The 13,189-nt window shown below is 41.5% G+C and carries 13 protein-coding genes, 3 tRNA genes and 2 pseudogenes; 13 read left to right on the top strand and 5 right to left on the bottom strand.

Going from position 1 to position 13,189, the window contains the following annotated elements; genetic code table 11:
- Nucleotides 1–7 precede the first annotated feature (7 nt).
- The 3 genes from alaS to WIW52_RS03950 all read left to right on the top strand — a co-directional run bounded on the left by alaS (nt 8) and on the right by WIW52_RS03950 (nt 3,439).
- On the top strand, nt 8–2,728 hold the full coding sequence (alaS, locus tag WIW52_RS03960; RefSeq protein WP_337708753.1) for an alanine--tRNA ligase: 2,721 nt from the start codon (nt 8–10) through the stop codon (nt 2,726–2,728).
- Nucleotides 2,694–3,326, top strand: coding sequence for a DUF434 domain-containing protein (locus tag WIW52_RS03955; RefSeq protein ID WP_337708751.1), 633 nt, complete (start codon nt 2,694–2,696; stop codon nt 3,324–3,326). The genes alaS and WIW52_RS03955 overlap by 35 nt, the downstream gene beginning before the upstream one ends.
- 23 nt (nt 3,327–3,349) lie before the next feature.
- Nucleotides 3,350–3,439 (top strand) — tRNA-Arg (locus WIW52_RS03950).
- A gap of 102 nt (nt 3,440–3,541) precedes the next feature.
- On the opposite strand, the gene WIW52_RS03945 is transcribed toward WIW52_RS03950, so the two are convergent.
- Entirely contained in the window at nt 3,542–3,898 is a 357-nt protein-coding gene (locus WIW52_RS03945; protein ID WP_337699307.1) for a hypothetical protein, read from the bottom strand.
- A 199-nt stretch (nt 3,899–4,097) separates the two neighbouring features.
- On the opposite strand from WIW52_RS03945, the gene WIW52_RS03940 reads away from it, so the two are divergent.
- Nucleotides 4,098–4,835, top strand: coding sequence for an integrase (locus WIW52_RS03940; protein ID WP_337708750.1), 738 nt, complete (start codon nt 4,098–4,100; stop codon nt 4,833–4,835).
- Between the two features lie 311 nt (nt 4,836–5,146).
- Here the strand turns inward: WIW52_RS03940 and WIW52_RS03935 are convergent, their stop codons facing one another.
- A complete protein-coding gene (locus WIW52_RS03935) occupies nt 5,147–5,320 on the bottom strand; it encodes an AbrB/MazE/SpoVT family DNA-binding domain-containing protein (RefSeq protein ID WP_337708748.1) in 174 nt (57 codons plus the stop codon).
- A gap of 193 nt (nt 5,321–5,513) precedes the next feature.
- Here WIW52_RS03935 and WIW52_RS03930 point away from each other — a divergent pair, with 193 nt between their 5' ends.
- The 7 genes and pseudogenes from WIW52_RS03930 to WIW52_RS03900 all read left to right on the top strand — a co-directional run.
- A complete protein-coding gene (locus tag WIW52_RS03930; protein ID WP_337708747.1) occupies nt 5,514–5,726 on the top strand; it encodes a hypothetical protein in 213 nt (70 codons plus the stop codon).
- Nucleotides 5,727–5,730: 4 nt separating this feature from the next.
- Nucleotides 5,731–6,030, top strand: a complete 300-nt coding sequence (locus WIW52_RS03925; RefSeq protein WP_337708745.1) for a cysteinyl-tRNA synthetase — start codon at nt 5,731–5,733, stop codon at nt 6,028–6,030.
- A gap of 410 nt (nt 6,031–6,440) precedes the next feature.
- The gene (locus tag WIW52_RS03920; protein ID WP_337708743.1) at nt 6,441–6,593 is read left to right on the top strand and encodes a CopG family transcriptional regulator; all 153 of its coding nucleotides are present in this window, start codon (nt 6,441–6,443) and stop codon (nt 6,591–6,593) included.
- Nucleotides 6,594–6,865: 272 nt separating this feature from the next.
- A complete protein-coding gene (locus WIW52_RS03915; RefSeq protein WP_337708741.1) occupies nt 6,866–7,024 on the top strand; it encodes a hypothetical protein in 159 nt (52 codons plus the stop codon).
- The gene (locus WIW52_RS03910; protein WP_337708739.1) at nt 7,021–9,027 is read left to right on the top strand and encodes a transcriptional regulator; all 2,007 of its coding nucleotides are present in this window, start codon (nt 7,021–7,023) and stop codon (nt 9,025–9,027) included. Before WIW52_RS03915 ends, WIW52_RS03910 begins: the two co-directional genes overlap by 4 nt.
- Nucleotides 9,011–9,334 (top strand): hypothetical protein, encoded by a 324-nt coding sequence (locus WIW52_RS03905; RefSeq protein ID WP_337708737.1) that lies wholly within the window; start codon nt 9,011–9,013, stop codon nt 9,332–9,334. Before WIW52_RS03910 ends, WIW52_RS03905 begins: the two co-directional genes overlap by 17 nt.
- 102 nt (nt 9,335–9,436) lie before the next feature.
- A pseudogene (locus tag WIW52_RS03900) lies at nt 9,437–9,631 on the top strand (putative integrase); the annotation flags it as partial.
- On the opposite strand, the gene WIW52_RS03895 reads toward WIW52_RS03900, so the two are convergent.
- A tRNA-Gln gene (locus WIW52_RS03895) sits at nt 9,615–9,687 on the bottom strand. The pseudogene WIW52_RS03900 and the gene WIW52_RS03895 overlap by 17 nt on opposite strands.
- Before the next feature lie 409 nt (nt 9,688–10,096).
- Here WIW52_RS03895 and WIW52_RS03890 point away from each other — a divergent pair.
- Together WIW52_RS03890 and WIW52_RS03885 are read left to right on the top strand one after the other, a co-directional pair.
- Entirely contained in the window at nt 10,097–10,504 is a 408-nt protein-coding gene (locus WIW52_RS03890) for a DUF973 family protein (protein ID WP_337708735.1), read from the top strand.
- Nucleotides 10,505–10,669: 165 nt separating this feature from the next.
- A tRNA-Gln gene (locus tag WIW52_RS03885) sits at nt 10,670–10,742 on the top strand.
- Here the strand turns inward: WIW52_RS03885 and WIW52_RS11265 are convergent.
- Together WIW52_RS11265 and WIW52_RS03880 are read right to left on the bottom strand one after the other, a co-directional pair.
- Nucleotides 10,726–10,872: pseudogene (locus tag WIW52_RS11265) on the bottom strand (putative integrase); the annotation flags it as partial. The gene WIW52_RS03885 and the pseudogene WIW52_RS11265 overlap by 17 nt on opposite strands.
- Nucleotides 10,873–11,303: 431 nt before the next feature.
- Nucleotides 11,304–12,635: an ATP-binding protein gene (locus tag WIW52_RS03880; RefSeq protein WP_337708733.1), complete on the bottom strand. Its 1,332-nt coding sequence runs from the start codon at nt 12,633–12,635 to the stop codon at nt 11,304–11,306.
- Nucleotides 12,636–13,189: the final 554 nt, after the last annotated feature.

The raw sequence follows: 13,189 nt of genomic DNA, 5'->3' as shown, positions 1-13,189 counted from the left end.
TTAATCTATGAAAATAAGTGAAAGCGAGTACAGACTTAATTTCTTTTTATCAAATAATTACGAAAGAAAATTATGTAAGTCTTGTTCAACCCCTTTCTGGGCTAAAGACAAATCCCGTGAAGTTTGTAGTGACGTACCTTGTACGGACTACTACTTCTTTGACCTGGACATAAAGTCCCCTCCCCTCACCGTAAGAGAAGCGAGAAATAAGTTCCTAAAGTTCTTTGAGAGGAAAGGACATACCATAATTCCGCCCAAACCAGTGTTAGCCAGGTGGAGGGAGGACCTATACCTGACTATAGCGAGCATTGTAGATTTCCAGCCTTTCGTCACGAGTGGTGTGGTTCCACCTCCCGCAAATCCCTTAGTTATCTCCCAACCTTGTATAAGGCTTGAAGATGTAGACAACGTAGGTATCACCTTCGGCAGGCACTTGACGACTTTCGAAATGGCAGCCCACCACGCCTTTAACTACCCTGACAAACAAGTATATTGGAAAGAAGAGACTGTATCTCTCGCAAAGGAGTTCTTCACAGAAGAACTAGGGATACCGGAAGAACAGCTCAACTTCAAGGAGTCGTGGTGGGAAGGTGGAGGTAATGCGGGCCCATCTTTTGAGGTGACCGTAGGGGGGCTTGAACTGGCAACACTAGTATTCATGCAATATGAAATCAAGGGAGACCAATACGTACCTTTGAAGCTAAAAATCGTGGATACAGGCTACGGAGTAGAGAGAATGGCGTGGTTTACTCAGAAGACTCCCACAGCGTTTCACGCGATTTACGGCAACCTCGTTTACAAGTTCTTCGATAAGATCGGGTCCAACAAAGTAGACGACGAATTGTTAAAGACTGCCGCAATTTTAGCCGGTAGGATCGACCCGGATAAGCCCGAAACAATAGTAAGGCATAGAGAAGAAGTAGCTAAAAAAATGGGGCTCAAATTCGACTTTGTTAACGAGGAGCTGACTAGAGCTGCTAGGGTGTTCCAAGTACTAGACCACACCAAGACCATAGCTATGATGTTAGCCGACGGTCTAGTCCCATCTAATTCAGGCGAGGGTTATTTAGGTAGGCTTTTGATAAGGCGTGCACTAAGAGTCCTCAAAATTCTGGGCAGTGATGTAAAACTCTACGAGTTGATCAAAGAGCAAATAGATTACTGGAGGGAAGACTTCCCGCAGATGTTGAAAAACAAGGACTATATACTCGACGTGGTTCAGCTCGAGCAGGAGAGGTTTGAAGAGACAATGAGCAAAGCGACTTCAGCAATCTCCTCTTTGGTAAAGAAAAGCAAGGAGATAACGGCTGAGGATTTAGTAAAACTATACGACTCTAACGGTATCCCCCCAGACATTGTGGCAGAAGAAGCCCGTAAGATTAATCCCAACGTAAAGGTAGAAGTTCCCCATAATTTTTACGCGTTAGTCGCTAAAAGACACCAGTCAGCGCCTATAAAAGGAGGAAAGAAAGAGAAACTACCACAAGACCTCATAAAGATCATAGAGGAGAGAGCACCACCATCTACTAACAAACTCTATTACAAAGATCAGTACCAGAGGTCTTTTCAAGGTAAAGTACTTCTCTCTTACAAAAACTACCTAGTCCTAGACCAGACCACTTTTTATCCAGAAGGGGGAGGGCAAGTAGGCGACACTGGGATAATTAGGGTAGGCGACACTGAATACAAGGTAGTTGACACACAGAAAGTCAAGGATTACGTAATCCACATACTGGATAAAGAGGCGAATATACCAGAAGGCACTACTGTTTACGGTGAGATAGACTGGCAGAGGAGATATAGGATAATGAAACATCACACCGGCACACACGTGATCTTATCCGCAGCCAGAAAAGTCCTGGGCGAACACGTGTGGCAGGCAGGTGCGGAAAAAACCCCACAGAAAGCGAGGCTCGACATTACTCATTATAAAATGCCTACAGAAGAGGAGATAAAGAAAATCGAAGACCTCGCTAATTACGTGATCAACGACCGCAGACCGGTAAGGCCATTCAATATCAATAGAATAGAGGCTGAGATGAAGTACGGAGTATCAATATACGCCGGAGGTGTCCCTGAGGGAGCTGAGGTGAGACTAATCGAGATAAAAGACTGGGACATTGAAGGTTGTGGGGGTACCCACTTAAGCAACACCAGCGAGATCGGTGCTTTAAAGATCATTAACGTAGAGAAACTACAAGACGGTGTAATAAGGCTTGAGTATGTAGCTGGGGACGTAGTATCTCAATACGCAAGGGCGCAGGAGGAAAAGATCAAAGAAATTTCAAAGAGCCTTAACACGTCCCCCTCCCAATTAGAGGCTAGGGTCAAGAGATTGTTAGAGGAAGAGGAGAAGAAAGAACAGTTACTTTCCGGCTACAGAAGGATGGTACTAAACGAGATAGAGAGAATAGCCAGAAAAGATGTCGTAAGTGACGTCACTCTCTACGTAATTAAGGATATCTATGACGACGAGCTTGTCAAAGAGGCTATGAGAAAGTTGACCTCATCACCTAAAACGGTAGTACTGTCAATGACCGTAAGGGAAGCGAATAGAGTTGTGGAAATAGGAGTCAGTAAAGACCTCAAGGTGGACAAGATAATAGAAAAGTTGAGGAGTTTAGGAGGTAGGGGAGGAGGTAAGGGAACTTATGGTAACGTGACTATTAACGTCTCAGAGGAGAATGTAATAAATGCTGTTAAGTCGGCAATTGCTGAGGGCTTATGAGGACTACAAATACCTTATAAATAGGGGGTATAACAGAAAACCCGCATTGGACTTAGTATCATCAAGGTACAACCTCACATCGAAAGAAAGGCTACTCCTTTATCGCTGTACTCATAGTGACGAGGAAATAAAGGCTGTTAAAGAGAAGAGAGTACAAAACCCGGAAGAAGTAATCGTGGACGGGTATAACGTAGGACTCACGTTACTTTCCGTGATCCACGACGACGAAGTCTTCATATGTGACGACGGCTTTATTAGGGATCTCGGTCTGGGGAAGAGGAAAGAGAAGGAAGAAGTTTTTGATTCCCTACTCTTTGTTTCGGAATTCTTATTGTCCAAAGGGGTGAAATTCCAGTTAGTCTTGGACGCTCAGATAAGTAAGAGTGGTGAACTAGCTGGGAAATTGAGAGCCCGAGGAGTCGATGCAGTTACAGTGAAGAAAGCTGACATAGAAGTGATTGCGAGCGGTAAGGTGATAGTATCGAACGACTTCGTGGTGATCATGAGGGCGGGGAAGGTTTACGACTTGTTGAACGAGTTAGTGAGTTATAGCGGGATCAATGTGGTTCCTTTTCCTCCTAATCCGAAAAACCTTTAAGTGGAATAAGTGATTATAAGATTGGACCCGTAGCTCAGCCAGGATAGAGCGCCGGCCTCCTAGCAGGGCCGGAAGACAGCCGGTGGTCGTGGGTTCGAATCCCACCGGGTCCGCTATAACTCCTCGTTAAATTTTTCCGGTAAAGTTATGATCGCTTCAGTAATTCTTGTGTTAAGATGATATGTGAACTATTACGCTCAGAAATTAATACATAATCAAATAAATGTGTGAGGCTTTACCTCAACTCTTCTCTGAGTCAATAACTCCTTAACAAGATAGTTGTTTCCTCCTAGTCTGTTTATTAACTCCATTGAAAGCAACTTGATCTTCCTCTTTCTCACGTTCTCCATTTCCTCGAGTAAGTGTTTAAACTCAGTCGCGTAAGTCAGACTTACAACCTCTAATATACTCTTCTCTTCTCTTAGCTCTTTTATCTCCTTTTCTAATTCGGCAGCTATTTTCATTAGCTCTTCGTCGTCTTTATCTTTAACAATTTCAAGTAACTTAGAAGCAGCATCAATTATTCTATCTTGGTCGATATAATGAATAATTTGTAAGAGTTGGTCAAACATAAAATATATATCAGAGTTGTAAATTAAAAGCATTTCCAGCATTGTTCGAACATGTAAAGTGAGTGGGGGATCGTTCCCCCTAAGTAAGGTAGCCGGGCCCGGATTCGAACCGGGGTCCCAGGGGCCAAAGCCCTATTTAGGGGGGACACCCCCTAAGACCCCCAATGCTAATTATGAAGAATTAAAAGGAGTTAGAATAATGAAGGAAGAGAAAACGCGTTCTAAAGCAAATGAAAATTTGCCGTCCGAAATTGAACTATTTGCATTTTATAACGATTGTATAAAGAAAGTTTCACGCGAAACTTGTAAGCAATATGTAAATTATTTGCGTAAGCAATTAGACGCTAATAACAAAGCATCTATCTTAGCGTGGAAGAAGTACTATAAGTGGAAGGGCGATATAGAGAAGTGGAAAGCGATAAAGACGAAAAAATCGGGCGTGGATTTAAAGGTACCGTCAGTAGACCAGGTTAAGGAATGGCTTACAAAAGTGAAGGGGACTAAAGTAGAACTGTTATTCAAACTTTTACTGGAAAGCGGGATAAGGTTTACTGAGGCTATAAAGGTCCTAAATGAGTATAACCCACAAAACGATATCTGTGAAAATAATATATGCATATATACATTAAATTGGCAAAGGGGCTCAAAACGCGTGTTCTATGTTTTCCATGTTTCGCCGTTACAAAGACAGAACATTACTTACAATTACGCAAAGAAGATAATGCGTGAACTAGATATTGCACCTAAGTACATCAGAAAATTCGTGGCCACAAAAATGCTAGAGTTAAATATACCGGGCGAAATTGTAGACTTTATTGAGGGTAGGACGCCCGGGAATATCCTAACAAAGCATTATTTGGACTTATACGCTTTAGCGAAAAAAGAGTATAAGAAGTACGCGGAGTGGTTATATACAACTGTATATAGTGAGAAGTAATGAGGTAGGGTTACTCCTACTACTATCGCTTTTTGAAATTTTGAGAGGTCCTGCTATTATTTTTTCAAATTTTAACCCGAGGACCTTTCGAAAATTGTAAAATTGATAGAAAAGCTTATATAATGTGTATATAAACTTTATGGTTTTTCAGAAAACGTTCTCTTCATCAGAAAAAGACGTTATTGCTTAAATAGGGGTATATAAGCTTTACTGTCCTGATTCCGAGTTTTCTGCTATATCTATTATATTTAATGAGTATAGCGGGTTCATCAGAGCTAACTTTTATCGTCGTCGGATCGGACAAACGACGCTCATTTCTTCACCCGTCTGTAACAAAGCGTTATTTCGCCGTCCTTAGTATCGACGCTTAATAAAAAATCGTCATCTTTCGTAATGTTTAACGCTTTCGCTATGTCACGTGGGATATTAAGATAATACGTTTCATCACCTTCTCTTCCGCCTTTGCGGATATACGGCTTTACCATATCTTAAAGTGTATCCGGAATCCATATAAAGCTTCCGGTTACCAAAAAGTTTTAATATCCGGAAACCGGATACTATATTAATCGGAATGGTATCGGAAACCCAAATCCAATTCGGGGATAAATGGGTTCAAGTTAAAGGTAGTATTTTTTATCTAACTCCTCACGCCCACGCGAACAAGATGGTGAGAGAGCTATGAAGAGCCTAATGAAGACGGATTGGGATTTAGTCGAAAAAATGATTGACGAAATGCTAAGCGACCGTATAAGGGCGTACGAATATTACAACTACTTCATCATCAACGACGACACGGTCTTAGTGAAAGTTTACGATGAGGACGATGAAGTAATGTTCACCGTGAAAGCGAAACTAGCAGGCGAAAGGTTAGAAGTAATCGACGTGTGGTGAGACTATGATAGTCCCGGTCTATATACATTACCGTGACCTGGAAGAGATGTGTTATTATGACGATTGGGAAAAGAGCGTAGTATGTGACGACTACGACTACGACCACGAGTACACGGTAGACGAAGTCGAATTCGATAGGGCTGACCTGGAAGACATAGTTAACGAATACTTCGACGACATTATCGATATCCTACTTGGCGACAGACAACTTACGAACGCACTGCTTAAAAAGCTGAGAAGTCGTAAAATTGACGTATCAACAATAATTGACGCGAAGGGTGAGAAAAATGCAAAGCCCCTTTAAAGTAACTCCTGAAATGTTATTGAAAACTCGCGTACTGAAAACTAGAGCGAAATCATTACTTCTAAAAACTAACAACTTTAGCACGAAAGCTTATATACCCGTTAGTTTTTCGAATTTGTCTCGCGTCTCTTTCAAAGATTTGAAACATTATTCTATGAGAGATTCGCATCAGAGGGTTCGCAAGTTAAAATCTAGAGCTAAACAACAACTACTAAAAAGTCACATGTTTAGCACGAAAGCTTATATACCGACCACTTTTTCGAATTTTTTGCTTATATGCCCGTTAATTTTTCTAATTTTTTCCGTGTCTCCCATGCGGGTGACGTGGGCTCAACCAGGGAGTCTCGCCCTCAAGACGGGGTCGCTCACAAAAGCGATGCTAATTTTCCAAATATAATGGTGATAGCAAAATGTCGAGTAAGGCGATTGCTTATATCAGGTTGAAGGAAGAGGATAAGGCGATATTAAGGAAGATAGCCGAATACTACGACGTTTCGGAATCAGATGCAGTAAAAATAGCGGTAAAGCACTTGGCGAAGGAGTTAGGACTCCTCTCTTCATAAGTTAAATCCGTTTTTTCCGTCTCGTCACAAATCGGAAAAAAGAGGTGAAGTGAATGGGTCTGTTCAATCATAAATCTAAATCGTCGGTTAAAAAGCATGACGACCGCTCAAACGGCGGTCGGAAAAAGGTAAAGTACGTATGGCTATCTTCACACAAAGCGATCTTCATCATCACGGGCGAAGTGAAAGAATCGAAGTATTCGTACGGCGTCCCGATAATCCCACTCCACGGGTACTATCGTTCGAACGGCAAATCGTACACTGCTAAGGAGTTGAGCGATTACTACGTTATATTGAATTTGCCGAAAGATGCAGATATCGACGAACTAAAGGGGAAGAAAGTCGTAATCCTAGGGTACGACCAAGACGCGTTGTATTTCGGCGAGAACGAAACCGACGAAGGCGAAGATGAAGGGGGTGAAAAGGAGTGAGTCCGTTATTGCCGAAAGACTATTGGGAAAGGTTCGGGTGTAAAGAAAATTCAAAAAATTCCGCTGAAGATGAGAAAAAACAACGCGTTGAAAAAGTCTCAGCAAAAAGCGACAAATACAAATCGTCAACTCAAAACAAAAGAGAATCCGGCAAAACCGGCAAAACCGGCAAAAATGCGCCGGAAATGCCGGAAATGCCGGAATCCCCCCGGGTTTTAGTTGACGATTCCAAAAAATCTAAATCGTGTGAAACTGAGAAAAACAGAATTTCCGCTGAGGAGTTCATAACGAGAGAGACGGTTGAGAGTGAGGACGGGCGTCGCAAAGTCAAGATAGACGTCTACCGTATCGGTGAAGAAGAGAAAATAGAGGGCGATAAGGTCGTAAGGAGGGCTAAACTAAAGTTCGTGATATGGTACAGTGGTGTCGTTAAAGAGTGCGTTGACGACTGCAGTGAGGCGATAGCTGAGGTCGCGTTTGCGACTGACTATAAAGTACCGAAAAAGGCGATAAGTGCGAAACTAGCAGAACTAAGAAGAGAGTACGGCGAAATAGAAGAGGTACCTTTAGTCGACTACGTTAAGGAAAAGTACGCCGATAGGTTAGCTGAAATTGAGAGAGACCCGTTCGGGTGGATATTAACGCATACTAAGGAGATCGTCGGTTACGAAAGGCTGAAGTTGTTGACGTTTCTGTCTATCGTGTCGTCGCAAATGGAAAGAGTAATGGGAATGTCGAGAATTCACATAATGCTGGTCGGTAAGTCCGGGGCGGGCAAAAGTTCTACGATAAAGACCGTGACGCGTTATATCGACGGTACTGATATGTATATCGCAGGTACGAGACTGACTCAGAACGCTCTCGGTTATCTTAATGTCGATTCGTTTGACGGGAAAGTACTCTTTGTCGAACAAATCGATAGACAGAACATTAACTACATACGCGAGATGATGACCGAAGAGAAGGTTTGTACACTCGTTACCGAGAAGGTCGTAGACGAAAACGGTAATGAGCGTTATGAATCACATTTGCGTTGTATCCCAGGTCAGTCGGCGGTAATAACGACGTCTGTCGCTGACAATATTGATGTTGACAGAGAACAGATTTTTAACCGTTTCCTAAAAGTCTACGTAAGCCCGGAATCTCTTGACGCCGACAAAGTAATTGAGGCGATATGGACGAGAAAGAAGAGCGAATTAAGTGAGGTCGACCGTCTCGTTTTTATGGCGTATCTACTATCAAGACCGAAATTTGCCGATAGTACGGACTTACTCGACCGTGCTAAGAAGTTCTTAAAACCTTTAATGGGCGTCACCGGAGAGCCGATAAATAGGACGACTGAGGTGTTAAGGAATCTCGTTATCGTGACCGCGATAGCCCGCGGTAAGACAGAGGTAGACGATAGTGATTTCGACTTCGTAATGCAGTACTTCCAATTGGACGTTTTATATAACGGTCTCGGGCTGACCGAACGTGATGTAGAGTTCATAAAGGCGTTACCCGACGAAAACGGTCTCAAAACCTCACAGATAGCCGACGAGTTGAAGTTTTCAAAGCAATACGCGATAAACGTATTGAAAAACTTAGAGCGGAAAGGCGTAGTCGAAGGAGTGAAAGATGACGGCAAAACGTTCACCTGGAGTCTAACGGCTCTCGGAAGACGGATAAAAGCGTTAGTCAACAATATCGATAAGGACGTCGTTGAGGTCCGTGATGAGAAGGGCGAACTTGTCAGTGTCGCTGATAGCAAATTTCGTGATGACGCTAACGTCGGAAATGATAGAAAAGATGCCGTGCCAGGGAATGACGGAGACACAATGCAAAGAGGCGACGGCGAAACTAACCGAGTTGCTGAGGCGTATCGATACCTAAAGGACCACGGTTGGACTCTCGTAACTGATTTGACGGGTTGGTTTGGCGAAGACGTGATCGAGAAATTAAAACAAAAGGACCTAGTCACGTTCAACGTCATCAACGGCGTCGAATATGTCACCGCTAAGTGACGGCGAACGTTATGACCCTGACGACCCCGAACAACGCGAATGTCTCCGAAAGGCGGAATGTTATGTCGATAGGACCGTCGACCCGCCGGTGATACGTATGATTAAGGACGACGACGATTATGAGATCGTCGGTTGGGTATGGCTAACGAATTACGGCGAATTAAAGTCGAACGGTGTCAGTGTCAAAAAAGGAGACGGGCAATATTTCATATACAATAATAGGAAATTCCCGCCGGGCGTTTACTACCTGATTCGTCGCCATGGACGTGAGTTTTTAGTCAGCGAAGAATTCCTCAAGTCGCTTTGAATTTTTCGCACAAATGAGTAATCTTTGTCGTCTCCTTCCAACTCCACGCTATTCGTTCTATTAGAATGAGTATTTATACCCGCCTTACTTAACATTCTTAGAATGCCTAGTTTCTACGTCAATTCTAAATTCTATGTAAAAGAGATTAAAGGAAAGTATTATGTTTACTCCATAGAGAAGGACGAAGGCGGTAAGCAAAGGCATCGTTACATCGGACCTTTAGATAAGATAATTGAGAAATACGTTAGCATTGGGGGTGTGGGGGTATCCCCCACAAAGGTAGCCGGGCCCGGATTCGAACCGGGGTCCCAGGGGCCAAAGCCCTGGATCCTTGGCCGCTAGACTACCCGGCTAAGATCAAAATTACACACTTACTTTAAAAACCTTATTCCCAAAATCTACCACATTAGTATTATAATGAGACGATAAAATAATCCCACTCTTGTAGTCAATTATGAACTTTTTTAATTTTCTGATGTACAACTGTAGATTATAGAATAATCCTAAATTATCTTTTATGACTAGATGTGGTGAATGTAAATAATAATAGAAGCTTTAATGCTAACAAGACCTTAAAAACTAGGTGAAAATTAATGAATTCAAAAATGATCTGTATGTAAAACGAAAGTTTTTTACTTTTTTGAATTTTTCATATAACTTTCATTCTAATATTAAATTATAAGTTCTTGGGGCGGTGATTGGCTTTCTGAAGTCATTATGAAATAAAAGTTCCCGAATTTTTGAGATTGTTTGGAGTACTACGTGAATTCGAACAGACACAAGTTAGTATCTATTACCAAGAGAAGTAAGAAGGGTTTAAGCGGTGCTGTAACAGCGTTAATCTTAGTAATTGCTAGCGTTATAATAGCCTTAGTAGTTGTAGGATTTGCTTTCGGTTTATTCGGTTCACTAGGCGGTACACCTACAGTAACACAAGTAGGAACAAGTGCATTGAGTTCTACTGATAGTAAAGGTCAAATCTATTACGTAGCTACTATTACTTTACACTCTACCGGTAAGGTACAAATAGTGTCTGCGTCAATAGTAGGAACCAATGTAACGGCAAGTAACATTTCCCCTATTTCGTTATCTGCTGGACTTACAACAGTTACACTGACTTTTCCGAAGGATCCGATTTTACTCCTCAACCTGGCACCGTTTATCAGGTAAGCGTTAGCCTAAGTGACAGTGCCACTGTACAAGTAGCCGTTGAATACACCGGTTACACAGTTTTCTAAATTTAGTAATATAACTTACTTAGGAAGGGTTTTTATGTTAATTACACAGAGCACTAGATGGAAAGGTTTTTTAGATTATTTTTTAAAATTAAATCTTAGCCGGGTAGTCTAGCGGCCAAGGATCCAGGGCTCTGGCCCCTGGGACCCCGGTTCGAATCCGGGCCCGGCTACCTTACTTAGGGGGACACCCCACACCCCCAATGTTAATATAAAATTTTCGATTACTTTCTCTAATAGTGCTATGTAATGGTGTCTTTGCTTATGTTCATCAACTTTCTCCATGAAGTAAACAAAATACATGGAGGGTTACAAAGGCTTATGTTGAAAATTACCCTAAACTCGTCAGCCTCACCTTTTTCCGGTTTATCTTAGGCTAGAAGAATGTAACCAATTCTGGTTAGGCACGGTCTACTAGTTTCCACATAAAAAAGGAGGTGGGACTGCGTATTTATATTGGAGGAATACCAGAAGGGCTTAGTCATACTAGCAAATTAGAAGTAACACGAAGTGGAGCTAGCTTTCCAGCAAGTGTTTTTTTAGGTTCTAACATGCCAAGGAGTGCGAAAAGTTTATGCGAAGTCGTCGCCGATATTTTCCGTCTTGGAAGGTACAAACACACTCTGGAGGAGTGGACGACGAGATGTTCTGGATTCCCCATTCCTTTACTTCGGAGTTTTCGCGATAAAGGCGTGTTGACATACTTCTACCCATTTTTGTGTATCACCCCCCATTCAAACCAATACTTTTAATTCAATAGCTTGAGGAACATCGAGCATTCCTAAGAATATTGAAACGGGTATTACATTTTCTTCTACTTTGTCCTTACTCAAAATATACACCTTTTTCATCCTCCCCAAAATCTTCTTTTCGGACTTAACGTTACCAAACTTCACTTCAAATCCCAACATTTCTCCTTCTTTTTTTATTACAGCGTCTATCTCTCCTTTCGCCTTGGTGTAAAAAGTGTCATAAATCCTAGAAAGATGGGAAATTACTACACTTTCAACTAATTTACTCTCTTCGGGCAAATTAGTTAACGTCCAAAGGGCGAAAGCTCTGTATACGAAGGGGTCTACGAAATAGAATTTCTTTTCTTTCCTAGTTAACACATTACCTTGTAGGTCTACTTGATTCAAAACTTTAAGCAAGTATAGTTTCCGTAGAAGTTCTACGTAACTAATCGCAGTCTTTACTGTACCGACTCCGAATGACTTTGAGAGAGTGTGATAACTGAAATCACTAGAAGTCCTTTCTATTATGCCTTTAATCGCGAGTTTGAAGAAAGTTTCACTTCTCATTAACTTATTTACATCACTAACTACAGTGGATATGAAATCACTTGTTGTTCCCTCGCTTACTTTTCCGTATTTTACGTAGTCCCTTATAGCGTTAGGAAACCCACCCGTGATCAAGTATTTTTCAAGTAGGTCATTAAGTTCATGCAGAAACTGAATATTTCGCATATAGTTTGAAAGGACGAAGTTTAAATCACCCTTTTGTATATCAACGTTAAACAACCGCGTGTATTTAGAAAAAGGTAGAGGAAGCATTAGTAAATTCTTGCCTTTCCCTCTCCTCCCGGGGAAAGTTTCAATTTCCCTCTTCGCTGACATCGATAAAGAGCCGGTAACAACTAGGACATCATTTCTGAAATCTTCCTTATCTATCCTACTCTTTAAAGCCCTATACCATTCCTTAGGATAAGTTATCTCGTCTAAAAAAATGAACGATGATGAAATGTTGTTAGCCCTTTTAAACTTTATATATTCCTCTAAAACCTCATCCAACTCCTTATAATCAGCTAATTTATCACAAGTGAAATAGAAAATTGACTTAGGATTTATTTTCTCCTCCTCTAATAGTCTCTTTATAAGTAATATTAACACAGTGGACTTCCCTACTTGTCTGGGGCCGAAAATGAAGTTTAGGGAGTAAGGGGACAAGCTAACCTTTTCAATAACGTCCGGAACCCACTTGACTTCCGACTCTTCATATTTTCTATAAATCTCAACCTCAGTCATTCTCTTCTTAGAAATCCACCAAGGGTTGTACTCATCTATCATTTCTGTGGATTTAGACTCCACAAGAGTTTAAAAATACTGTTTACTTAGACTCCACAAGAGTTTAAAAATACTGTTTACTTAGACTCCACAAGAGTTTAAAAATACTGTTTACTTAGACTCCACAAGAGTTTAAAAATACTGTTTACTTAGACTCCACAAGAGTTTAAAAATAGGTTGACGTGCTTAAGTTAGGGAGTTCCTATCAATACTGCGACACAAGTGAGTTAATTCGAAAGGCTTTTGAGATAATGAAGAACCTGCAAGGGAAATTCTTTAGGGATTTTGCTTGGAGAGAAGTTTCCCAACTGAATGGATAGTGAACAGGTCAAGGGTCTACCTACTGTTTGCCCTTAAACCACCCATACTTTTACTAGTCAAAATTTAGAGTCTGTAACTCTTTTAAAAGGTAGCAGAAAGTCTCGCCCTTTCAGGTCGGGGAGCTTCCGGTATAAAAAGTTTTCCTTAAAAATTGAGCATAGTCCACACTACTTACGCAAGTGATGAAACCTGCTTTACTCACTAGTATCAAAGGGCTTATTGTAATACAGCACAGC

It is taken from the genome of Stygiolobus sp. RP850M, from assembly GCF_037389295.1.
Lineage (GTDB): Archaea > Thermoproteota > Thermoprotei_A > Sulfolobales > Sulfolobaceae > Stygiolobus.
This window is presented reverse-complemented; position numbering and strand designations above follow the sequence as displayed.